General features: G+C 55.6%; 21 protein-coding genes and 1 riboswitch. Of the genes, 8 read left to right on the forward strand and 13 right to left on the reverse strand.

Annotated features, from left to right (window positions below; all coding sequences use genetic code 11):
* Positions 1 to 190 precede the first annotated feature (190 nt).
* From rpsT to HUV30_RS11675, 9 genes are all read right to left on the reverse strand, one after another.
* Positions 191 to 451 carry a 30S ribosomal protein S20 gene (gene rpsT / locus HUV30_RS11635; RefSeq protein ID WP_174405613.1) on the reverse strand — a complete coding sequence of 87 codons (261 nt, stop codon included), beginning with the start codon at positions 449 to 451 and terminating at the stop codon, positions 191 to 193.
* A gap of 166 nt (positions 452 to 617) precedes the next feature.
* Positions 618 to 2,711, reverse strand: a complete 2,094-nt coding sequence (gene glyS / locus HUV30_RS11640; RefSeq protein WP_174405614.1) for a glycine--tRNA ligase subunit beta — start codon at positions 2,709 to 2,711, stop codon at positions 618 to 620.
* 20 nt (positions 2,712 to 2,731) lie between these two features.
* On the reverse strand, positions 2,732 to 3,613 hold the full coding sequence (glyQ, locus tag HUV30_RS11645; RefSeq protein WP_174405615.1) for a glycine--tRNA ligase subunit alpha: 882 nt from the start codon (positions 3,611 to 3,613) through the stop codon (positions 2,732 to 2,734).
* Positions 3,614 to 3,700: 87 nt separating this feature from the next.
* A complete protein-coding gene (gene recO / locus HUV30_RS11650; protein WP_174405616.1) occupies positions 3,701 to 4,444 on the reverse strand; it encodes a DNA repair protein RecO in 744 nt (247 codons plus the stop codon).
* A gap of 4 nt (positions 4,445 to 4,448) precedes the next feature.
* The gene (locus HUV30_RS11655; protein ID WP_174405617.1) at positions 4,449 to 5,546 is read right to left on the reverse strand and encodes a helix-turn-helix domain-containing protein; all 1,098 of its coding nucleotides are present in this window, start codon (positions 5,544 to 5,546) and stop codon (positions 4,449 to 4,451) included.
* A gap of 30 nt (positions 5,547 to 5,576) precedes the next feature.
* Entirely contained in the window at positions 5,577 to 6,536 is a 960-nt protein-coding gene (locus tag HUV30_RS11660) for a SurA N-terminal domain-containing protein (protein WP_174405618.1), read from the reverse strand.
* 213 nt (positions 6,537 to 6,749) lie between these two features.
* Positions 6,750 to 7,778, reverse strand: a complete 1,029-nt coding sequence (locus HUV30_RS11665; protein WP_174405619.1) for a SurA N-terminal domain-containing protein — start codon at positions 7,776 to 7,778, stop codon at positions 6,750 to 6,752.
* 9 nt (positions 7,779 to 7,787) lie between these two features.
* Complete coding sequence (mfd, locus tag HUV30_RS11670) at positions 7,788 to 11,237, reverse strand: transcription-repair coupling factor (protein WP_174406178.1); 3,450 nt, start codon at positions 11,235 to 11,237, stop codon at positions 7,788 to 7,790.
* A gap of 132 nt (positions 11,238 to 11,369) precedes the next feature.
* Positions 11,370 to 11,846, reverse strand: a complete 477-nt coding sequence (locus HUV30_RS11675) for a chemotaxis protein CheW (RefSeq protein WP_174405620.1) — start codon at positions 11,844 to 11,846, stop codon at positions 11,370 to 11,372.
* A 241-nt stretch (positions 11,847 to 12,087) separates the two neighbouring features.
* On the opposite strand from HUV30_RS11675, the gene HUV30_RS11680 reads away from it, so the two are divergent.
* Positions 12,088 to 12,315, forward strand: coding sequence for a hypothetical protein (locus HUV30_RS11680; protein ID WP_174405621.1), 228 nt, complete (start codon positions 12,088 to 12,090; stop codon positions 12,313 to 12,315).
* Between the two features lie 127 nt (positions 12,316 to 12,442).
* On the opposite strand, the gene HUV30_RS11685 is transcribed toward HUV30_RS11680, so the two are convergent.
* Positions 12,443 to 13,780, reverse strand: coding sequence for a UDP-glucose dehydrogenase family protein (locus tag HUV30_RS11685; protein ID WP_174405622.1), 1,338 nt, complete (start codon positions 13,778 to 13,780; stop codon positions 12,443 to 12,445).
* A 192-nt stretch (positions 13,781 to 13,972) separates the two neighbouring features.
* On the opposite strand from HUV30_RS11685, the gene HUV30_RS11690 reads away from it, so the two are divergent.
* The 7 genes from HUV30_RS11690 (at position 13,973) to cimA (ending at position 20,571) form a co-directional block, all read left to right on the forward strand.
* Complete coding sequence (locus HUV30_RS11690; protein WP_174405623.1) at positions 13,973 to 14,698, forward strand: pyridoxine 5'-phosphate synthase; 726 nt, start codon at positions 13,973 to 13,975, stop codon at positions 14,696 to 14,698.
* 27 nt (positions 14,699 to 14,725) lie between these two features.
* Positions 14,726 to 15,097 (forward strand): holo-[acyl-carrier-protein] synthase, encoded by a 372-nt coding sequence (locus HUV30_RS11695; RefSeq protein WP_174405624.1) that lies wholly within the window; start codon positions 14,726 to 14,728, stop codon positions 15,095 to 15,097.
* 39 nt (positions 15,098 to 15,136) lie between these two features.
* On the forward strand, positions 15,137 to 16,720 hold the full coding sequence (locus tag HUV30_RS11700; RefSeq protein WP_174405625.1) for an NAD(P)H-hydrate dehydratase: 1,584 nt from the start codon (positions 15,137 to 15,139) through the stop codon (positions 16,718 to 16,720).
* Complete coding sequence (locus HUV30_RS11705) at positions 16,699 to 17,151, forward strand: CBS domain-containing protein (RefSeq protein ID WP_174405626.1); 453 nt, start codon at positions 16,699 to 16,701, stop codon at positions 17,149 to 17,151. Before HUV30_RS11700 ends, HUV30_RS11705 begins: the two co-directional genes overlap by 22 nt.
* Positions 17,152 to 17,160: 9 nt before the next feature.
* Positions 17,161 to 17,646: a tRNA (adenosine(37)-N6)-threonylcarbamoyltransferase complex ATPase subunit type 1 TsaE gene (gene tsaE / locus HUV30_RS11710; protein ID WP_174405627.1), complete on the forward strand. Its 486-nt coding sequence runs from the start codon at positions 17,161 to 17,163 to the stop codon at positions 17,644 to 17,646.
* A 73-nt stretch (positions 17,647 to 17,719) separates the two neighbouring features.
* The gene (locus HUV30_RS11715; protein ID WP_174405628.1) at positions 17,720 to 18,946 is read left to right on the forward strand and encodes an aspartate kinase; all 1,227 of its coding nucleotides are present in this window, start codon (positions 17,720 to 17,722) and stop codon (positions 18,944 to 18,946) included.
* Between the two features lie 2 nt (positions 18,947 to 18,948).
* Positions 18,949 to 20,571 carry a citramalate synthase gene (gene cimA, locus HUV30_RS11720; RefSeq protein ID WP_243452163.1) on the forward strand — a complete coding sequence of 541 codons (1,623 nt, stop codon included), beginning with the start codon at positions 18,949 to 18,951 and terminating at the stop codon, positions 20,569 to 20,571.
* Positions 20,572 to 20,716: 145 nt separating this feature from the next.
* On the opposite strand, the gene ribB is transcribed toward cimA, so the two are convergent.
* The 3 genes from ribB to HUV30_RS11735 all read right to left on the reverse strand — a co-directional run bounded on the left by ribB (position 20,717) and on the right by HUV30_RS11735 (position 23,647).
* A complete protein-coding gene (gene ribB / locus HUV30_RS11725) occupies positions 20,717 to 21,370 on the reverse strand; it encodes a 3,4-dihydroxy-2-butanone-4-phosphate synthase (RefSeq protein WP_174405629.1) in 654 nt (217 codons plus the stop codon).
* 108 nt (positions 21,371 to 21,478) lie between these two features.
* Positions 21,479 to 21,640: riboswitch (FMN riboswitch) on the reverse strand.
* Positions 21,641 to 21,746: 106 nt separating this feature from the next.
* The gene (locus HUV30_RS11730) at positions 21,747 to 22,826 is read right to left on the reverse strand and encodes a GGDEF domain-containing protein (protein ID WP_243452164.1); all 1,080 of its coding nucleotides are present in this window, start codon (positions 22,824 to 22,826) and stop codon (positions 21,747 to 21,749) included.
* A gap of 110 nt (positions 22,827 to 22,936) precedes the next feature.
* On the reverse strand, positions 22,937 to 23,647 hold the full coding sequence (locus HUV30_RS11735; protein ID WP_174405630.1) for a thermonuclease family protein: 711 nt from the start codon (positions 23,645 to 23,647) through the stop codon (positions 22,937 to 22,939).
* Positions 23,648 to 23,654: the final 7 nt, after the last annotated feature.

Below are 23,654 nucleotides of genomic sequence, written 5' to 3' on the forward strand. Positions count from 1 at the left end.
CCGGCACGACTCAGCCGGAACCTTGAACTATAGGACTTTGGCGGATTGAGCGTCTCGCAATTATTACCAAATTGCATGTGCCTCTGCAAGGTTGGGGCAAAATGCTCCTCACATGGAACCTGGTACGCAGACAACAAAAAAGCCCGCACAAAAGGCGGGCCTCTTTGCAAACGTAATCTTGCAAGGCGAACTAGATCTGGGAGATAGCCTTGCTCAGACGAGAAATGTTACGAGAAGCGTTTTTCCAATGGATAACGCCCTTGGTGGCAGCCTTGTCCAAAATGGACGAAGCGGTGCCGAGCAGAGCCATAGCCTGGTCCTTGTCCTTGAGCTGAACAGCTGCGCGAACAGCCTTCACAGTGTTACGGACACGGGTCTTCATAGCGCGGTTACGAGCAGCGCGCTTCAGGCTCTGGCGATGCCGCTTGATGGCAGACTTGTGGTTAGCCACGATTAATCCTCCGAAAGACTTGTATGTAAGAATCTTAATGACAATTACTGGAACACGGGAAGCAAGTCATTACGCTGCCACCCCCAGCATGTCAAGCATTATCCGACTTTTCTTCACCTCTCAGGACAGTTACCAGAACCATTCCGAGTGGCGAAAGTATTTTCTGCTACATCTGCAGTGCTGCAAAGTCGGCAAGTCTGCCAAGCTTCTGCACCAGAGAGGTCAGCAGGTTCAGACGATTGACGCGCACGGCGGCATCGTCGCACATGACCATGACATTATCGAAGAAGGCATCCACGGTAGGACGCAGTTCGCCGAGCAGACCGAACAGGGCATCAAAATCCCCTGCCTGCCACAGGCTTTCGAATCTGGGTTCGACAGCCCTGAGCGCTTCACCAAGAGCCTTTTCCGCTTCGTCTTCAAACAGGGCAGCATCCACAACACCGGAAAGAGCCACACCGGCCTCTTCTCCCTGCTTGCGGATGATGTTTGCCGCACGCTTGAAAGTGAGCACTGCCTGCCCGAATCCTTCGGATTTGCTGAAGGCATCAAGTGCCTTGAGACGCGCGGCGGCATCGCAGATATCCGAAGAGCCGGCATTGAGCGCAGCTTCCACCAGCAGGGTTTCATAGCCCTGCGATACGAAGTAGTTCTTGAGACGCAGGTTGAAGAACTCAACCATCTTCTCAAGTGCTTCTTCGGGAGCCAGCTTCCACTTGATAGCATCACCATATCCGGCCTGCGCGGCGAGGAAGATGTCGCGGGCGGATACACGGATGTTCCGGTCCAGCATGATGCGGGTGATGCCGAGGCAGCAGCGGCGCAGCGCATACGGGTCGGCAGCACCGGTGGGAATCATGCCCAGGCCGAAGCAGCCGGCCATGGTATCGGCCTTGTCCGCAATGGAGAGCAGCGCACCGCAGAGGGAGGAAGGAACGGGCGTATCGGGACCTGCGGGCAGATACTGCTCCGCAATGGCCTGTGCCACCACGTCGTTTTCACCCATCTTGCGGGCATAGATGCCACCCATAATGCCCTGCAGGCTGTCAAACTCGTACACCATTTCGGAAACGAGGTCGGCCTTGGACAGACGCCCTGCCCTTTCGGCATCAGCCTTCAGGCCTGCATCCACAGACGCGGCCAGCGAACCGCACAGAGTGGAAAGCCGACGGGTCTTGTTGCCCATGGAGCCCAGAGGAGCAAGGAAGATAACCGAGTCGAGCTTGCCGAGCCATGCATCAAAGCTGTTCTTCAGGTCGTTGCGCCAGAAGAAGCGGCCGTCTTCAAGACGGGCACGCAGCACGCGTTCCCAGCCCTTGCGCACCACATCCATATCCTTGGGAGTGATGTTCAGCACGGTCAGGAAGTACGGAAGCAGGTTGCCGTCCTTGTCTTCAAGGCCGAAGCTCTTCTGGTGGCTCTGCATGCTGGTCAGCAGAGCTTCGCGGGGCAGTTCGAGGAAGGAAGGATCAAATCCTCCCAGACAGGGCACCGGATGTTCGGAAAGCCCCTGCACTTCGTCGAGCAGGCTGTCTTTCCAGAGCACGGTGCCACCCATGGCTGCGGCAAGGGCATTACCTTCCGCAATGGTGTGAGCGCGACGTTCGGCACCGGAGAGGGTGACGGCACACTGTTCGCGCACGACATCGGCAAATTTATCAGCATGAGAAACGGTGAAGGGACCGGGGCCGTGCACACGATGCCCGCGGGTGGTGTTGCCTGAGGCGAGGTCTGCCACGCCAAAGGGAACCACCTGATCATCGAACATGGCAAGAACCCAGCGCAGCGGACGCGCATAGGTGTATTCAAGGCTGCCCCACTTCATCTTCTTAGGGAACGGCAGTGCGCCAATGATGGCGGGACACCCTTCCGAAAGCAGATCAAGAGTGCGGGCACCGCCGATCTTCTTGCGGACAGCAAGGTACTCGCCCTTGTCGATCTTGAGGGTGAACGCATCGGCAAGGTCAACGCCCTGCGTCTTGGCGAAACCCTCGGCAGCTTTGGTGGGCTTGCCTTCGGCATCATAGGCTATTCTGACGGGCGGACCGGATACCACTTCCTCCGCTTCATTCTGAATGGCGGAAATACCCTTCACGGTAGCCGCTGCACGGCGGGGGGTGGACTGCACATCAATGGCTTCGAAATCCACGTGCGATTCCGTCAAAAAGGCCGCAAGACGGTCCTTCAATTCCTTTTCCAGCCCGGGCAGGAAGCGGGCGGGCAACTCTTCGGTGCCGATTTCCAACACAAATACGGACATGGTATGCTCTTCCTGTGGGCTTACTTGGTTTCGGTCTTGGGCAACATGGGATACCCGAGGTCTTCACGCTGCTTCGCGTAAAGACGAGCCACTGCGGATGCCAGAGCACGTACGCGACCTATATAACCGGTGCGCTCGGTAATGGAGATGGCTCCGCGTGCATCAAGCAGGTTGAATGTGTGCGAACACTTCAGGCAGTAGTCATAGGCCGGCCATGCCACACCCTCTTCGCACAGGCGTTTGCATTCACCTTCATACATGTTGAACAGGTTCAGCAGCATACCGGCATCGCTCAGTTCGAAGTTGTACTTGGACATTTCCACTTCGTTCTGATGATAGACATTCCCGTAGGTGACCTTGTCGTTGTACATGAGATCGTACACCGACTCCTTGCCCTGCAGATACATGCACAGGCGCTCAAGACCGTAGGTAATTTCCACGCTGGTGGGGAACAGGTCTATACCGCCCACCTGCTGGAAGTAGGTGAACTGCGTCACTTCCATGCCGTTCAGCCAGATTTCCCAGCCCAGCCCCCATGCGCCGAGGGTGGGAGATTCCCAGTCATCTTCGACGAAACGGATGTCGTGAACGGCAGGATCGATACCCAGAGCCTTCAGGCTTGCAAGGTACAACTCCTGAATGTTGTCGGGAGAAGGCTTCAGAATGACCTGAAACTGGAAATAATGCTGCAGGCGGTTGGGATTTTCACCATACCGTCCGTCAGTGGGACGGCGTGAAGGCTCCACATACGCGACATTCCACGGCTCGGGACCGATAACGCGCAGGAACGTCGCGGGGTTGAAGGTACCCGCACCGCATTCGATATCAAACGGCTGTGCAAGCACGCAGCCCTGCTCGGACCAGAAGTTCTGCAGGGTGAGAATAACGTTTTGGAAGTGCATGATGATCCCCTGAAGTCAATATTCTGTACACGATGTAACCGTGTTGTTGTGGTCGAATGCATTGGCGGACAAAGCCACCATTTCGCGCTAAACGCGCCTGAACATGCCCTTCTCCCATGCCAGACCGACATGGAACTGAATAAAGCCGTCCACGGCACGGGTAATCTCCTTGCGGGCACGCGGCGAAAGGTCCAGTGCTGTCCAGCAAAGCGGTGGATTGTCCTGCACAAATCGCAAAGCGTCAAGAGATTCGTTACCCATTCTGAAGCGCGGACCGGATGGCGCAGTGCAATTTCCGCAAAACAAAACACCTTCCTGCACGTGAAACACGCCTCCCCCCTGCCCTATGAGCGTTCCGCACTGCATGCAATGTCCGGTCTCGGGCCGATACCCCTGCTCAAAGGCAAATCGTGCCCTGAACAACAGGGGAAGCAAGGGGTCAACCTTTTCCGATTCCTGCAACAATGCAAGCACCCCTTCAAACAGGGAAAAAGCGGCTCCCGCACCTTCTGCAGAAACCCCCATGGCTTCAATGAACTTCTGACAGTTCACCGCCAGTCCCAGTCGCTGCAGATCAGTTCGCAACCTCACGGGTGAACGCAGCAGCGTTCCTTCCTCGAGGCTGTTGTAGGCGGCCATCCGGCTGCCCTTGACCCTGAAAAGCACTTGGTTGAGGTGATCAAGGCATCCGCTGAAGCGCTGTCTGCTCCGGCAGCCGCCAAAGGCGAACGCCGTAAAAATTCCATGCTCCGGAGACAAAAAGCGGACCCACAGGTCCGCTTCCTTGAACCGCCCGATGCGGAGAATGATTCCTTTATCCGTATAATCCATCAGACTATCGGGATCGGACGAAATTCATGGTCAGTACCTTGCCGTCGGCACCGTCGAGTTTCACATTCTTTCCATTCAGGGCAAGGCTGACACCGCCGGAGTTTCCAAGGCGCAACGTCAGGGTCTTGGGGAAGCGTATTACAAATTTCTGGCCGGAGCGAAGATACATCTCCTTGCGATCAACCCCGTCTCCCCATGCTTCAACCCAGCACTCGGCCGAAGCGGAAAGGGTAATCTTCTGATCACCGGAAACCTTTGGCAGCGCCACGTCCTGCGAAGCAGAGCCGCTGGTCACCACACTTACGTGGTCAGACTCCTGAGCCGGAGCAGCAGCCTGTTCCGTAACGGCAGGCGTTTCCGTACTTTCTTCTTCAGCCGGGGGTTCAACAACGGCCGGGGCGCCCTGATCTGCCGAAGCGGCGGGCGCTTCAAGGCCTGCCTGAGACTGGTCTGCCTGCGGAGCCGCCTCCATGGAGAGCGCGCTCTGTGCACCGTTCAGGGCCTTATCTGCCAGATCGCTTCCGGCGGACCCTTCCGCGGGAGCTTCAATCGAAGCTCCCGTGGAAGAGTTAGTGGACAGATTATCAGAAGCACCGGCGGGTGCTTCTTCCGGAGCGGGCACCGGGTCCTGCACGGCAGGCGGTGTTTCCGGCGCAGGTTGAACTGCGGATTCGGCAGGAAGGTTCTCCCCTGACACAACGGCCGGAGCCGAAGGTGTCCGCAGGAAGAAATACCACCCGCCACCAGCTGAAAGACCAAGCAGCAGAACAATGAGCACTATCCAGAGCCAGCTGGGAGAGGAGGACTGGACATTTCGGGCATTATACACCGGTTCGGGATCTTCGGGTTCGCCGTAGGCCTCCAGATAGATGGCATCCACGGCCGCACCGAGTTCTTCCGGGTTAAGCTTCACTATCCGTGCATAAGACTTAACAAAGCCCTTGGTATAAACCAGATGAGGCAGTTCCTCCAGCTCACCGCTCTCCAATGCTTTCAGTGTCCGTATGGCTACCTTGATACTTCGCGAGACATCCTCGCGTGAAAGCCCCCTGAGTTCTCTCTCCTTCTGCAGGAGAGCCCCCAATTCGGTCATTGAAGTCATTAAGCCTCCGAAGAGTCGGACGTTGATGGATTACAGATTGATTTTAACCACTGCCTTTTCACGCAGTTTGGTTGTGTATTCTTCAAAACGGGATTCGAGCATGGGCTGGCGCAGCGTATTCTCGATGGTGCTGTACACATCCTCCAGAGGAAGCATATCGCCGGAGGTCGCCTTGTCGAGTTTAAGCACGATGGTTGCGCCTTCCTGCTCAAAAGGTTCGGCCACCTGCCCAGCAGAAAGAGGCTCAAGGGCTTCTCGCCACGTGGAGGAAAGATCCTTCCATGCAAGGTCGCCCAGAAGACCACCGTTGTCCTTGGCAGGACCGACGGAGAACATCTTCACGGCGTCTTCAAATGAAAGCTTGCCTTCGCGGATCATGCCCAGAGGCTTTTCCTTATCTGCATTGGGAGCAAAGACAAGCATCTTGACAGTAACTTTTCTTTCGCTCGTAAATTCGGACTTGTGCTCATCATAATAGGCCTGCACATCTTCCTTGGTCACAACGACCTTGCGGCTGACCATATAACTGATGAGCCTGGAGCGGACGATGTTCTTGCGTACCTTGCCGAAGAGCATATCGTATGAAACGCCATCCGCCTTCATCTGCTCCTTGACCTGTTCAAGGGTCATGTTGCTGCGCTGGGCCATCTTGCGGATTTCGTTCTCCACCTCGGTGTCCTTCACGGTCAGCTGGTAGCGCTCTGCTTCCTGCGTGAAGAGCTCGTCGGTGATCATGGCATCCAGCACTTTTCTCTCGATGGCATGAATTCTGTCGGCATCGCCCGGATTTTTGCGGGAAAGACCGGTCTTGAGCAACTCCGGGGCCACTGCTTCCTGAACATCATATTGGGTAATGATCGACCCGTTCACAACGGCGACGATCTTGTTGAAAACGGTTTCGGCTCCTGCGATGCCGGCACTCAGAAAAAGTACGCACGCAAGAATGGAACAGGCACAAAAGGCCCGCAAAGTTCTATGCTTAGGTGACAATACCCACTCCCAGATTATGGTTGAAGGAATAGACATGTGCTGCCGCTTCAGCTGGTTACGGTTATTTCATAACCGGCAACAGCAACGCATCATCAGTTTACGTTTCGTGTAATCTGTTTCCAGATGTTATGCAACAATAGGGAAAAAATACCGGACCTTCACGGAACCTTGCGTGAACATTAAAGGATTGCGGTAACTGCATACCGCAATCAATCATTGCGCTTTGGCATCCGCCCCGCCGCCTTCAGCATTCTGCCCTGATTTGGGAGCATCTTCTGCGTTTTTGTCTTCCGCAGGATGCAGCAGCAGACTGGAAATACGTATATCCGCCTTGCCCAGTTCCTCGCTGAGCCACTCATCAAAAGCAGACTGTAGCTTCTGCTCCAGCAGCACCTTTTCCACAAGCGGATAAGCATGAGAGGGGCCCAGAACCTTTTCCGGCAAGTTCTCCAGCAAGATGAGTGACTCAAAGCTGTTATCGGCATTCATGACGGCACTGGCCTCCCCTTCCTTCAGCTTGTCGAAGGTAGACTTCCAGTTCACAGGCATCATGTTCAACCGCATTTTCAATTCGCGGACGGTGATATCGTCGAAGGACTTTAAAATTTCCTCTTCGGGAGTACCGGCAAGCCACATGTCGCGGGCTTTGCTCACGTGCTCCCTGTCCCTGCCGGAAAGATGCAGAAAACGGATGCGCGGCGGAAGATAGAAATCGGCCACATGATCTTTGTAGTACGCTTCCGCCTCTTGCGAGGTCAACTTGATACGCGGTCGCAGAACGTCAGTTTTGAGGGTTTCCATGGCCAGTTGCTGACGCAGCTGGGTACGCCACACGGTGATGTCTATGTACTCTTCCACCAGAGCCTTTTCAAACTGCCCCTCGGGGTAATCGGCTCGTATGACGGCCTCCGCATTGGCGACAGCCTCATCGGTAACACTCAACCCTGCTCTGACCAAAGCCTGATTTACAAGCTCATTCACGATAAGACGGGCCAGCACGTTGCCGTAATCCTCCCGCAAGGCATCCACCGCCGGAACCATGCCGCCGGACCAACTCAGATTGTTCAGATCGTAGCTGGCTTCAAGCTGGGTAAGATAGATAGGCTTGCCGTTGACAGTGGCAACCACCCCTTCCTGTTCCATATCCTTGGAGCAGCCGGCAAACAGCAGCACCGCAGACAGGCAACACAGAGTCAGGGAACACAAATGGCGCAAACGGGCATATCTTATCTTGTGCAGCATCACAGGTCCTTATTTTTTCTGTAAAAGAGGCGTCAACTCGGCCCGGGCATTCTCCAGACGCTCTCTGACATTTCCCCCAGTCTCCATCCTGAACTCAAGGCATGCCGGCGGGACTAGACGGGCGGAAGAGGCGCGGGCGCCAACCCATTCCACAAGCGCAGCCGGTGAAACGGCATCTGATTTATCGCCCCATATGAGACGTACCTTATCCTTGAAGATGTCAGCCCTCTGCACCTGCATGGACATGAGGAATCGCTTGAACAGTAACACACCGAGGAAGTTGGAAAGCTCTTCAGGCAGCGGTCCGAAACGGTCGCGCATTTCCAGTTCGAGATCCTGCAGCATAACGGCATCCACGGCAGACGACAGCATCTTGTAAAAACGCAGACGTTCCCTTCCATCCGTGATGTACGTTTCGGGAATATGGGCATTCACGCCAATATTGAGTTCTGTTTCCACGGCAATCAGGGACTCTTCGCCCTTCAGGCGTCTCACTTCCTCTTCCAGCATTTCCAGATACAAGTCCAGCCCCACGCGGGCCATCTGGCCCGATTGAGCTTCGCCGAGGATGTTGCCGGAACCGCGCAGACGCAGGTCTTCCATGGCCACCTGGAAACCGGCTCCGAGGTAGTCCATCTCCATAATGATCCTGAGGCGTTTTCGGGCTATATCCTGCAATGTTTCCAGATTGTTCACCACAAACACGGCATGGGCCTGAACATCCGAACGGCCCACACGGCCTCGCAACTGGTAAAGCTGTCCGAGTCCGAACATCTGGGCCTGGTCCACGATCAGCGTGTTAGCGCGCGGAAAATCCAGACCGGATTCCACAATGGCGGTGCATACCAGAACATCCAGTTCACCATGCCAGAATTTGTGCATGGTGGTTTCCAGATCCTTCTCGGACATCTGACCGTGTGCCTGCCCCAATCTGGCTTCCGGCACGAGCTGGCGCACATACTCCGCCACGCGCTCAAGACCCTCTATGCGGTTGTGAACCCAGAAGACCTGACCGTCCCTGTCCAGCTCCCGCTTGATATAGCCGCGCAGCATATCCGCGTCGCGCTCGATAAGGTCGGTTTCTACCGGTTTTCTTCCGAGCGGGGCCGTTTCTATAACGGAAAGCTCACGGATGCCCGACATGGAAAGCTGCAATGTTCTGGGAATGGGGGTGGCCGAAAGCGTGAGAACGTCTACATTCTTCCTGAACTTCTTGAGCTTCTCCTTGTGGCGGACGCCAAAGCGTTGCTCCTCGTCCAGAACGAGCAAAGCGAGATTGGGCAGATCCACATCGTCTGAAAGAAGACGGTGCGTCCCGATGAGAATATCCACCTGCCCCTTTGAGGCCGCGGCAAGCACTTCCTTCTGCTTCTGGCGGGTCACGAACCGGCTAAGCATGCCTATGTTGACGGGGAAGCCGCCCAGACGACTCTTGAAAGTCTGATAATGCTGTTCCGCAAGGATGGTGGTGGGACAAAGCAAGGCCACCTGTTTTCCCTCACAGGCGGCACGGAACGCGGCTCGCATGGCCACCTCCGTCTTGCCGAAGCCCACGTCGCCGCATACCAGGCGGTCCATGGGGGTGGGCTTTTCCATATCTTCCAGCACATCCTGAATGGCACGGGCCTGATCCGGCGTTTCCTCAAAGCCGAAAGAGGCTTCAAATTCCCTGTACAGTTCATTGATGGGGCCGTAGCCAAACCCCTTGGCAATGCGCCGCCATGCGTACATTTCCACAAGGTCGTGGGCGATTTTTTCAATGGCCTTGCGCGCCCGGGACTTTGAGGTGAGCCAGCCTGCACCGCCCAGTTTGTCGAGGGCAGGAGCGCCCCCGTCCGGTCCTTTGAACCGCTGGATAAGACCGAGCCGGTCAACAGGCAGATACAGCTTGTCATCGCCAGCATAGCGCAGCAGCAGATAATCGTTGGCCACACCGCCCAGTTCCATGCGGTGCATGCCGTCAAATATTGCTATGCCGTAGTCCCGGTGGACAAGATGATCACCCGGCGTCAGGTCATCATGCTCCTTCAGCCCCGCAAAGGCTCCTGTGCGGGCCCGCTCCCGACGCTCCGTTCTCGGCTGGATGACATCCTCTCCGAGTATGAGCACCTTGTCCCATACAAGGTCAATACCGCGCCGGAATGGTGCCACCAGTGCGAACAATCCCTTTTCCCATAGCGAATAGCGCAGGTGGGGCATAAGCCCGTCCTGCTCGGCCAGCTTGAGGAACTTGGCCCTGCTCCGCTCATTGGAAAAAGCAAGAAGTACCTGCCGCTTTTCGTGCGTCCACTTGCGCAACCGGGAGACAAGGGCCTGCCACGGGCGATCCTGATCCTGCGACGAGGTGAAAATATCCTGAAACGCACCATACGAACGTTCAGTCAGGTCTGCTCCCTGCTTCTCCACGCCGATGACCAGATCTTCAAAGTGAACGCGGCGATTATCAGACCAGACAGCTGTTGCCTGATCCTGCGAACGAAGGGCCATGCTTGCGGGCTGACGAAGGCCCGTCTCAGCCGCTTGCTTATCGAGAAAGGCGTGCCAAGTGCGTTCTGACTCTTCAAGTGATTCTTTAAGTTCCCGCTCGGAAGGCAGAATGAATACGGCGTCTTTGGGCAGCCACTGCTCAAGAAAAGCCGCCTGCTCGTAATAGGACCCCGGCAGAATTGGCGTTGATCCCTCTTCTGCCGCACGGGTAAAAGCCCCGGCCTGTCCCTTGGCCAGCTTGCCGTGCTTTTCCAGCTCCTTCCACCACTGCACCGCCTTGGCTCTCTGATCTGAACTCAGAATGAGAGGCGATGTGGGCAGCAGTACAATCTCCTGCATATTGCCGCGGGAACGCTGGCTTGAAGGGTCAAAGAGCCGTATTTCCTCAAGCTGGTCACCAAAAAATTCCAAACGGACAGGGCGCGCATAACCGGGACAGAAGATATCAAGTATATCCCCGCGCAGCGCCATTTCTCCCGGCTGGGTCACCATGGGAACACGGGAATACCCCCACTCCACACATTGATCGAGCAGCAGATCGGGGCCAGTATCATCCCCCACGGGCAGGACCAGCTCATGCGTGTCGAAAAGGGTAACCGGCGGCAGCTTGGGCAGGAAGTTATCCAGCGAAACCAGAACACCCTGGTGCTTCTTGCGCAGGCTCAACGAGTACAGGCTGGCAATGCGCGAAGACCATGCGCTCTTGCCGTGAGAACCGGCAGGATGCTGGGGTATAACGGTCCAGGGCTGTTCCCAGACCGGAGAAGTAAGGTTGGTCTCTTCAGTGGAACTTTCCGGCGTAAAAAGGGTAAGAAGACCTTTCAGTTCCGCCAGTTCCTGCGAGTTGCGCACGACAACCACCACATGCTCATCCCTGTTCCGCAGAGAATGGGCCATGCGGGCCTGAGAAGCGGGACCGCTCCTCGCTACCTGAACAACACGCTGCGTAGAATTCTGCAGCGCCAGAATCATCTCGTCAAAAAGCACTGGAAACCCGTTTGGTTGGCATCCGTTCAGCTCGGCACAATGCCGGGAAGGGACGACAAAAAGCCGCCGTGCTCCTTTCGGAACATCTGGCGGCCCTTGTATCGATACGGACGCGGTTTAGATCTGACCAAGCACGTTGAGGTCGTCGTTGGAAAGCAGACGGTCGAGATCGAGCAGGATGAGCAGACGATCCTGAAGCTTTCCGACACCGCTGATATATTCCGACTCCATCCCTGCCACAACGGGCGGCGGCGGCTCGACCGTGCTGGCGGGAATACGCAGCACTTCCGAAACCGAGTCCACAACAAAACCGACAATCATGTTATTGATTTCAATAACAATGATTCTCGTATGCTTGTCATGGGTCTTGGAAGTCAGACCAAAACGACGACGAAGGTCAATAATGGGAATAACCTTGCCGCGAAGGTTGATTACCCCTTCAACAAATTCAGGCGCACGGGGAACCTTGGTGATTTCCATGGTGCGGATTATCTCCTGCACCTTCAGAATATCAACCCCGAATTCTTCGTCGCCTATACTGAAGGTCACGAGCTGCAGAAGTTCGTCGTCCTGCTTTCTCTGCGCTTCACTCATTTCGCTACTCCTTCTAAGAAGTCTGCCCCGGAAAGAGGCCGAAACGTCCTGTTTCAATAGGTCAGTATGCAATGTACCGATATTGCGTACACATGGCAACTAGTTTGGACAAAACAGCCCCAACCAGCCATGATAATCGTCGAAACAAAAAGGGTTGTAAAAGGTGATAGGGTCGGATATTAGTATTGCGTCATTGCAGAGCGATGACAAAACCGCCCGTACGGCAAGGAGTCCCACTTTGATGGCGAACATTTTTCCCTATCCTGAGGATGCCCCGCTCCACATGCAGATAAAATCTCTTGGAGATGATGAGCTTCTTGACTTCTGGGAAGAAACACAATTTCTCGAACGCTTTCTTGAAGACGACATGCAGGCCCGCAATCAGGCCTCCATGCAGTATGAGCGCCTTATCCTTCAGGAGCTGCAGCTGCGCTCCTGCAGGCGATGCGTCTCCGAACGCAGAGCGTAACTCCGACACATCCGGCAAGGCGGCCCCAGCGGGCCGCCTTTTTTATTGCCCAATATTGCCCACTACCAACAAACAAGGGCTCCCGATGTGCACCGGGAGCCCTTGCTTCATTCAATTATCAGATACGCTACTTGGGATCGGGACGCCCCACGCAGAAGTAGGCAAAACCAAGTTCAGCCATCATGCTCGGCGGGTACAGGTTACGACCGTCGAACAGAATGGGAGCGGACAGAGAGGCCTTTATGCGGTCGAAATCCGGGGTACGGAACTGGTTCCACTCGGTTACAACCAGCAGCGCCTGCGCACCTTCCACAGCCTCGTACTGCTTGTCCACGATTTCCACCAGCGGATCGTTTTCAAACAGAGGCTTCACCTTTTCGCCTGCAACGGGGTCAAAGGCACGGATGCGCATACCCTTTGCAGTGAGTTCCTTGATCATGGCAAGCGAAGCTGCCTCGCGGGTATCGTCGGTGTTGGCCTTGAATGCAATGCCCCATATGGCGAGGGTCTTGCCGGCCACTCCACCCTGCGGTTCAAAGTAGTCGAGAATGCGTTCGGCCATGCGAAGCTTCTGACGATCGTTCACGTTATCCACGGATTCGAGCAACTCGGGACGGAAATCATACTCATGCGCTGTGTTGATGAGCGCCTTCACGTCCTTGGGGAAGCAGGAACCGCCGTAGCCTACGCCGGGGTAGATGAAGTGATAGCCGATGCGATGGTCGGAACCGATGCCAATGCGCACATCACGCACGTCAGCCCCCACACGTTCGCAAATATTAGCCACTTCGTTGATAAAGGAAATCTTGGTGGCGAGCATGCAGTTGGCAGCGTACTTGGTCATTTCCGCGCTACGCACACCCATGACAATCATCTTCTCGCGGCTGCGGGCAAAGGGAGCGTAAAGAGTGCGCAGGTATTCAGCAGACTTCTCGCTTTCCGTACCCACCACCACGCGGTCGGGCTTCATGAAGTCGTTGACTGCGTCGCCTTCCTTGAGGAATTCGGGGTTGGAAACCACGTCGAATTCAATATCAACACCACGTTTTGCAAGCTCATCGCTGATGATACCGCGCACACGGTCCGCAGTGCCAACCGGCACAGTGGACTTGTCCACAACGATGACAGGTTTGTGCATGTGCTGACCGATTTCGCGGGCCACCTGCTCAACATAGCAAAGATCGCAGGAGCCATCGGGACGGGAAGGAGTTCCCACGGTTATGAAAACGAACTGCGCCCGTTCCATACCTTCTGCAAGGCTGGTGGTAAATATGAGATTACCTTCGGCGTAATTGCGGCGCACCAGCTCCTCAAGACCGGGCTCGTAAATATGCACCTTGCCGGCCTGAAGCGTTTTCACCACATCGGGATTCACATCCACGCAGGTGACGGTATTTCCCATTTCAGCAAAGCATGCGGCGCTGACAAGACCAACATAACCGGTTCCGACTATACAAACATTCATTATATACCTCTGCTATATGAAGCGAATGACCATTCTTACAATACCCGAAGCATTTACCCTCTGAGCCTCTTTTCGTCAACAAGGTGCAATCCCCCTGTAAACCTTGACTGAATAGTACCATCCCGTACATTTAAGCTTGACTTTGGGATGTGCCCTCACGATCATAAGCAATCAAAATTTGAGGAGGCTTCCATGCCCGTTCTAGTAGTCAACGTCGACCATGTGGCCACGCTCCGCCAGCAACGCAGGGGCATTGAACCCGAGCCGGCAACTGCAGCGCATCTGGCAGAACTTGCCGGTGCACGCGGCATTATTGTTCATCTGCGTGAAGACCGCAGGCACATCATCGACCGCGACGTCAAACTGCTCGCCAGCTGCCTTAACACCCGGATGCACCTTGAAATGGCTGCCACCCGGGAAATGCAGGGCATTGCACAGGAAACGAACCCCTACATGGTCTGCCTTGTGCCCGAAAAACGCGAAGAGCTCACCACCGAAGGCGGACTTGCCGTTGCCGGCAGAGTTGAACACCTGCGTGACTACCTTGCTCCCATTCATGCCAAGGGCATCAAATCCAGCTTGTTCATTGAAGCAGACGTGACACAGATTGATGCCGCAAAAGCCGTTGGCAGCGAGTTCATCGAAATCCACACCGGCCACTTTGCCGATGCGAAAACGCCTGAAGCCCAGCAGAAGGAATTCGAGAAGATCGTGCGCGGCATCGAATATGCCCGCTCCATTGATCTGCGCGTGAACCTTGGTCACGGCCTCAACTACACGAACATTTTCATGTTCAAGGACGTTCCCGGCATTGATGAATATTCCATCGGTCATTCCATCATTTCCCGTGCCGTGCTGGTGGGCATGGACCGCGCCGTCCGCGACATGGTGGAAATCATCCGCACCTTTGCGGAATAGCCGCACCACAGCCACGGAGAAAAGTACGTGATTACAGGGCTGGGACTGGATGTCTGTGAACTGGACAGAATAGAACGCTCATGGAAGCGGTTCGGCGAAAAGTTCGCAGCGCGCATTCTGCATCCGAATGAACTGGCCCTGCTTCCTTCCTCTCCCGTGGCCTACCTCGCTTCACGGTTCGCTGCCAAAGAGGCTGCGGTTAAAGCGCTTGGAACCGGCTTTACCGGTGGCATATGGTTTACACAAATAGAAGTAGCCAAAGAAGCATCGGGCAAACCGACACTGAAGCTGCACGGCAAGGCCGCAGACAAGGCCCGTGAACTGGGCGCAACCACCCTGCACATATCCCTGACCCACGGCAAAGGCGTTGCCTCTGCCGTTGTCATTCTGGAATCCTGATCCGCCGGACTCCCGAAACGGGAGAAACGGAGGCCCCACATGGAACCGACACTCTTTTCCCCTCTGCCCTCTCCGGCTGAAATGGCCGAATGGGACCGCGCATCCATCCGCGAATTCGGCATCCGCGAAGAGATACTCATGGAAAATGCCAGCCGCGAAGCCCTGCATGTTCTGCACAAGGAGTTTGGCTCCTGTGCAGACAAAAGCGTACTGCTGTTCATGGGCAGCGGCAACAACGGGGCAGACGCTGCGGCACTGGGCAGACACCTGCATGATGCGGGCGCTCGCGTTCTGGTGCTGCATACCCGTCCGCTGGGTACCAGTAAGAGAGCGGCCGGATACCATGTACGACTGGCACGCAAAACCGGTGTGCAGTTCATGCTGCTGCGCCAGCACACCCTGAGCACCCTCCCCGAACCGTGGCAACACCCCGACTGTATTATTGACGGCCTTCTCGGCACCGGATTCAGAGGAGCGCTCAGGCCGGACACCCTCGCGCTGGTGCATTGGATCAATGAGCAGAGGTCCCGCAGTTTCATTTTCGCCCTCGACATTCCTTCCGGCCTTGACGGTCTGACAGGCAATGCATCTCCCGTGGCAGTGCGTGCCCACGCCACAGTGACCTTCGAGGCAGCCAAGACCGGCCTGCACATGCCCGGAGCCATGGCTTTCACCGGCAGACTGCACGCCCGCCCCATAGGCATTCCCAAAGCCGTTCGTGAAGCACATCCCGCCTCATGCGAACTGCTTGATACATCCGTAGCCACACTGCTGCCCGTGCAGCTGGGAGACATGCACAAAGGTACCTCCGGCCACGTGCTCATTCTGGGAGGCTCGCGGGGCATGACAGGAGCACCGGTTCTGGCAGCGCAAGGTGCCATGCGCGGTGGCGCAGGCTATGTACGCATTGCGGCCCCAAGACAGCTTCTGGCAGATATGACATCGGGCTTGCCCGATGTGCTGACATCTCCTCTCGGTTCCGGTGACACGTGGGACGACATTTCGAACGAATCTCTGGCCGACGCACTGCAACGTGCCACAGTGCTGGTCACCGGCCCCGGCATGGGGCGCTCCGCGGGAGCGCTTGCAACGCTGACAACGCTGCTCACCCTGCCCGGACGCCCCCCCATGGTGCTGGATGCCGACGCCCTTTACCTGCTTGCTCAGCACCCCGCCCTGAAGGATCATCTCAGAAAAGACGACATTCTCACCCCGCATCCAGGTGAGGCCGCCCTGCTGGCCGGAACCTCCATCGCGGAAGTTCAGTCGGACAGACTAGCCACAGCCCGTCGTTTTGCGCTAGAATATCCCTGTATCGTCATATTGAAAGGTGCAGGCACTCTGATCAGCTGCCCCAATGTGCCGCTGGTCCTTTCACCCTTTGCCGTACCACAGCTTGCCGTTGCCGGTTCAGGCGACGTACTGGCCGGATTGCTGGCAAGCCTGCTGGCCCAGGGGTTGAATACAAGAGATGCAGCCTGCCTAGGAGTGTATCTGCACGGGTTGGCCGGATATCTTCTGCAAACGGAATTTCCCTGTCGCGGCAACACGGCACAAGATATTGCCGCCGCGCTCATCGCTGCAAAAAAGGAGCTCGCCACATGCTTACCGCCCGCGATATAATGTCCAGTAAGGTTGTATCCGTAACTCCTGATACCGACATCCCCACTGCCGCCCGCCTGATGGTGGACAACAAGTACAACGGCCTGCCCGTGGTTTCCAAGGACGGCACGCTTGTGGGCATCATCTGCCAGAGCGATCTCATCAGCCAGCAGAAGAAACTGAACGTACCCACACTGTTCACGGTACTCGACGGCATCATTCCCATGCGCTCCATGTCTGATCTAGACGCGGAAATGCGCAAGATAGCCGCAAGCAAGGTATCGGAAGCCATGACGGCAGCCCCGACAACCGTACGTCCCTCGACTCCTATTGACGAGATAGCCTCTCTCATGGTGGACAACCAGTATCACTCCCTGCCTGTCGTCGAAGACGGACAGGTGGTCGGCATTATCGGCAAAGAAGACATCCTTAAAACCCTCATCCCCGGATAACAGGCTACCGTGCATCTGAAGCTACTTGATTCCGATACAACCGAATATCTGGGACGGGCCGTAGCCACTGCCTTGCAGAAGACTGGCACGGCCTGTCCCATTCTCTTTCAGGGACCGCTCGGCAGCGGCAAGACCACACTGGTCAGAGCCCTGGTCGAGTCCATGCCCGGCGGAGATAACGCCGAGGTCAGCAGTCCCAGCTTTAACGTTTACAACATCTACCCCACCAGACCGGAAATCGTTCACTACGACATGTACCGGCTGGAAGGCTCACCCGTGGAAAGCAGCTATTACGAGTTCCTCGATGAGGGGCGCTCCGTGCTGCTGGTGGAATGGGCGGAATTCATACCCCGTGCCGAATGGCCCGATGAGTGGTTGCTTTTTCGCTGGCTTCCATGCGATGAAGGCCGTCTCGTCGAGATTTCGTCCAGCGGTTCATCCGCAAGACGCTGCTACGACGAATTGCGTCTTCTGGTGGAACAGTTACGCCAGTAGGGTTGGGTGATGGGTCTAGACGGACAAAGGGCCGTCCTGTGGTATAACCCCTTAAACAGACAAAGGAATCGGTATGCGTATTCTGGTTCAGAAATTCGGGGGAACTTCCGTTGCCAACCTTGAGTGCATGAAACAGGTTCGCGAAAAAACTCTTGCCGCGAGAGCCAAGGGGTACAAGGTGGTTGTTGTCCTTTCCGCCCGTTCGGGAGACACCAACAAGCTGCTGGCCCTCGCAGACGAGTATTCACGCGACCCTGATTCTGCGGAAGTAGATTCCCTTGTTTCCACCGGCGAGCAGGTTTCTGTCGCCCTGTTCGCCATGATCATGAAGGATGCCGGCGTGAAGGCCCGCTCTCTTCTGGGATTCCAGATTCCCATGAAGACCGATCAGGCTCACGGAAAAGCCAGAATCCTCGGGATAGACAACGAAAAACTCACTGCGCTGCTCAATGATTACGATGTACTTGCAGTTGCCGGTTTCCAGGGCATTACTGAATGCAACCGCATCACCACCCTTGGTCGTGGCGGTTCCGACACTTCCGCTGTTGCTCTGGCTGCCGCGCTTGGCTGCGAGTGTGAAATCTACACAGATGTGGACGGCGTTTACACCACCGATCCCAACATGTGCAGCACCGCCCGCAAGATGGACCGCGTCTCCTATGACGAGATGCTGGAAATGGCCAGCATGGGCGCCAAGGTTCTGCAGATACGATCGGTGGAATTTGCCAAGAAGTACAAAGTGCCCGTGCACGTTCGTTCCACCTTCACCGACACTCCGGGAACATTAGTAACGCAAGAGGATTCAACGATGGAAGCAGTTCTCGTTTCTGGCATTGCCTATGACAAGGATCAGGCACGTGTAACGCTGCGTGACGTACCGGACGTTCCCGGTGTGGCTTACAGCCTGTTCGGCCCCCTTGCCGACAAGGGCGTTGTCGTGGACATGATCGTTCAGAACCCCAGCCGCAATGGCAAGACCGACATGACCTTCACCGTTCCCCGCGGGGACCTGAAGAAAACGCTCACCCTGATGGAAGAAATCAAGCAGGAAACCGGCGCAGCAGAAGTGTTGCACGACCTGCACGTATCCAAAGTTTCCGCCATCGGCGTGGGCATGCGCAACCATTCCGGCGTAGCCGCCAAGGCTTTTGCAGCCTTGCGCGCCATGAATATAAATATTCTCATGATCAGCACTTCCGAAATCAAGATTACCTGTCTGATTGAGGAAAAATATACTGAATTGGCGGTTCGCACCCTGCACGACGCCTTCGGGCTGGATAAAGACTCCATGCTTGGCTGATCATGAAAAAAATACAGATATACGACACGACGCTTCGGGACGGCACCCAGTCAGAAGACATCAACCTCAATAACGAGGACAAGATCAAGATCGCGATCAGGCTCGATGAGCTTGGTGTGGATTTTATCGAAGGTGGCTGGCCGGGTTCCAACCCTGTGGACCGCGCATTTTTCAGCGAAATTCAGAATTATCAGCTGAAACACGCGCGCATTGCCGCATTTGGCAGCACGCATCACCCCAACTTTCTGCCGGAGAACGATCCGAACCTACGCAGCCTGTTGGATTCCGGTGCCAGCGTTTGCACCATTTTCGGCAAGACATGGAACATCCATGCCACGGAAGCCCTACGTGTTTCCGAAGAACGAAATCTTGAAATAATTCATGATTCCGTGGCTTACCTGCACTCGCAGGGCAAGCCTGTGTTCTTTGATGCGGAACACTTCTTCGACGGATACAAATCCAACCCGGAATATGCCCTTGCCGCCATAGGCAAAGCATTCAAAGCCGGGGCGGAAGTGCTTGTGCTCTGCGACACCAACGGCGGCACCCTGCCCTCTGAGGTTTCCGCCATTGTCGCCGAAGTCCGCAAAGCGCTGCCGGAGGCCAATATCGGCATCCACACGCACAATGACTGCGAGATGGCTGTGGCCAACTCCATTGCTGCCGTGCAGACAGGGGCCATGCACATTCAGGGTACCATGAACGGGGTGGGCGAGCGTTGCGGAAACGCAAACCTCTGCTCCATCATTCCGATTCTCGAACTGAAGTGCGGCGGTGCATACACCACCATTCCGCGCGAAAAGCTGCAGCTCATCACGGCAACCTCGGCCTATGTATCCGATGTGGCCAACATGCAGCCCTTCAGCCGTCAGCCCTTTGTGGGCCGCTCGGCTTTTGCGCACAAGGGTGGCATCCATGCCAGTGCGGTCAACCGTCTGGCCATGCTCTACGAACATGTCGACCCCAGAGAACTGGGCAACCGCCAGCGCGTACTGCTCACGGAACTGGCCGGCCGTGCCAACATAGTGAGCATGGCGCGCCGGTTCGGATTCCATCTGGACAAGGATGAGCCGGTGGTAAAGGGACTGCTCAACGAGCTGAAGACCCGCTCCAGCATGGGCTACGACTATGCTGCGGCCGAAGCTTCCGTGGAACTGCTGCTGCTCAAGAAGCTTGCGCGCCGCGGAGTGCGGGAGTTCTTCAACCTCGTACAGTTCCGCGTGCTGGAGCTCAAGGATTCACACGGAAAGGAACCCTACTCCGAAGCATCTGTCCGGGTCGAGGTGGAAGGCATTACCGAGCACACGGCAGCCACGGGACACGGTCCGGTCAACGCGCTGGACAACGCCCTGCGCAAAGCGCTCATCGGCTTCTACCCGCGACTCAACGAAATGCGCCTTCTCGACTTCAAGGTACGCGTCATGACCGCGGCCAACCCTGACGGCGGCGGAACAGCCTCCGTAGTGCGGGTACTCATCGAATCCGGCGACCAGCAGTCGCGCTGGGTAACGGTGGGGGTCTCGTACAACATCATAGAGGCCAGCTGGCAGGCCCTTGTCGATTCCATCACGTACAAGCTCTACAAGGACGAGTACGAAAAACGGAAAAACGAAACGGACGACTAGCCTCTTCCCCAGAATAAAAGGCCGGAACCATGTTCCGGCCTTTCTTTTTGGCTTTCGGATAAAACGTCGGAGAATTTTGCCATACGCGCCGCTAGTCGTTCAGCGCGCGGCAGCGAAGTTAAGGGTATGCAAATAAAGAGCAGGCCTAGCTGGCCATACGCTCAACACTTACGCGATATTGCACAATGTCTTCCACGGTCAGCACAGGCATGCCGTGCTTTTTGCCAAGCGCGACAATTTCGGGCAGGCGGGCCATGGAACCGTCCTCATTGGTTACTTCGCACAACACGCCGCAGGGCTCAAGTCCGGCAAGGCGCATAAGATCAACAGTTGCTTCGGTGTGTCCCCTGCGGCTGAGTACTCCACCATCACGGGCGCGCAAGGGGAAAACATGACCGGGTCTGTTCAGATCCGCAGGCTTGGCCGTAGAAGATGCGGCAGCCTTGATCGTGCGCACACGGTCAGCGGCAGAAACACCGGTGGTAACACCTTCGGCAGCTTCAATGCTCACGGTAAAGGCGGTCTGGTGCCTGCTTTCGTTTTTCTCCACCATCATGGGCAGTTTGAGTTGACGAACTTTTTCGTCCGTCAGACACAGGCAGACAATACCACTGCATTCGCGGATGAGCATAGCCATCTGCTGCTGGTTCAGATGTTCTGCGGAGAAGATGAGATCTCCCTCATTTTCCCTGTCCTCGTCATCGGTAACAAGCACACCTTGTCCGTTACGCAACGCATCAAGTGCGCGTTCCACCCTTTCGAGCGGGGAACCGAAAGAGGACAGCAAAGACTGATTCATGGTGACTACTCCTGTAGTAAACAAACCAGAATCAGGGCACGGAAAAAGACAGATGCCGGAAGAATATCCGGCACAGGGTATGAAATACCCTCGGCGGGATGCTGACTGTCTTAAACTCTTCCATCCGGACTATACCGTCGGCTCTGGCATTTCACCAGATCTGCTGACCTCCGCATCCATTGACCATCGCCGGAGCGGAGCGCTCGCGGGCTCTCCGAAGCAACTCGGAATACCGCCGGTAGGGAATTTCACCCTGCCCTGAGAATAAGCAGCTGGAATCTATCTCTCAAAACGGCAAGGTGTCAACACCCGGCTGCAGAGAATAAAAAAAGCCTCCTGTAAAAAAAGAGGCTGTAAGCATTTCTGGCATTATTGCTCATTCTTCTATGATACTGCAGCAACTGCCTGCGGGTGAATAGACAAACTTCGCAACCCGGTTACGTCCGGCATTCTTGGCAAAATACAAGGCCTTGTCAGCCGCATCGATAAGGTTTTCCTGATAGGCTCCCTTCCACGTCGGATCGGCTTCTGCAAGCCCGCTCGAAATGGTGATCCGTATCCCCTTACGCATAATATCGCCATTGCTGTCGCGGATAACAAAGTTGTACCGCTCCATACGCTTACGGATGTCTACCGCAAGCTCTTCCGCCACAAGCGCCGAAGAACCGCGCAGGATGATGGCAAATTCCTCGCCTCCGTATCGGCACGGATGCACCTCCAGCCCTTCTGAACCGAAGGCCGAGATGGACTGACGCATGAGACAGGCAACCGTGGTTAACGCCTGATCACCAATGCGGTGACCAAATTCATCGTTAAAATCCTTGAAGAAGTCTATATCGAGCATGAGCAAGGCCAGCGGAATACTTTTTTCCTTCCATTCTCTGACGCCTTGTTCCAGCACTTCATCAAAGGCCCGCCGGTTATTCAAACCGGTCAGGGGGTCTGTCTTGCTCAACTGATCCAGATTTTCCATGTCCCGTTCCATAAGGCTTATCACCTCACGGAACGTGGCCTGAAGCAATGAGACTATTTCTGATGAATCCTGTCCGCTGGTTACTGCCTCCACGCTCCGGGCTTCCAGATGCTTCACGTCACCCTTGCGGCGCTGCATGAGGCGCTTGAATTCCTCAGCAAGCTGCACGGTTTCCTGCAGGGCGGCATTAAGGCGCTGCTCATACGGAGCAACCAGAATTTCCCGGTCCCGCATGAGCACTTCCCTGAAGCGGTCCTCGCTGAAATCTTTGCGCTTGAGCACATCAACCAGCAGTGCCTGAACCTGGCTCTTCTGAATTTCCGAAAGATAGGAATAATCCTCAAGCCCCCGCATATACAGGACGAGTGTGCGCCACTTGGCATCACGCGGCACACCGGCCTTATCCAGCATTTCGCAGAATTTGCCGTCTTGTGTAAAATCGCATGAACCGGATCTTTCGCATTGCAGAAGAGTAGAGGGCATCTGTATTCAACCTATGGGACTGTAAGTGATTATTTCCCATGCCGGGGCATGGCATCAATATTCAACTGATTGCGTAATATGCCTTAAAAAGAATGTACTGTCATTGAAATCTATTGGTCAGGCCAGATCCTGCAGTGCCTCGCGGGGGCAAACCCCATGTCAAAGGCCTGCTCAACATTCCGGAATTCTATTCTATTTTTTGCAGATATCTGTCCGGAACCGTCACACATAAAAGTAAACAAGCGCTTACTTTTACGGTTGCCCACATACGTATCGCTTCTCTTCGAAATTATATCCACCACCTGCCACATCCCCACCCGCCCTTTCACTGCATCACGCTGCAACTCCAACAAATTCTCAAAAATTCTGCGGGGCACATCAGCATGCCAGTATACCATGGCGTATCCTTCTGAAACCAGAATTTCAGCAACGTTGCTGCCCTGCGGAAGCACAAGCCGGGCAAGGGTACGCCCGTAACGGTCTTTGGATGGAGTTCCGCTCATGACACGAATCTCCTTTCCCATAACCAAAGAGGCAAGCGCATCGCGGGATTGAACGGCATAAAACTGGTTTGCGGCACCGTCTTTGCCCATTTCCGGGGCGTCTATACCCAGGAGCCTTACTACCTCTCCAGAGACAAGAACCACGGTATCACCATCGGGAACAAAGCGTACAGTCGCCCTTCTTCCTTCGTTCCCGACATCTGGTTTCGCAAAGGCAGCGGGTTGATGAAGAAACAGAAGGCAACCGAACAGCAGTACGGTCACAACCGCCAGCAGTCCCGGGCATCCGGCGGGGGGGCGCATAAAAGGATTGCGCATAACGAGT

Source organism: Desulfovibrio subterraneus (assembly GCF_013340285.1).
In the GTDB taxonomy this organism is placed as follows: Bacteria; Desulfobacterota; Desulfovibrionia; order Desulfovibrionales; family Desulfovibrionaceae; genus Halodesulfovibrio; species Halodesulfovibrio subterraneus.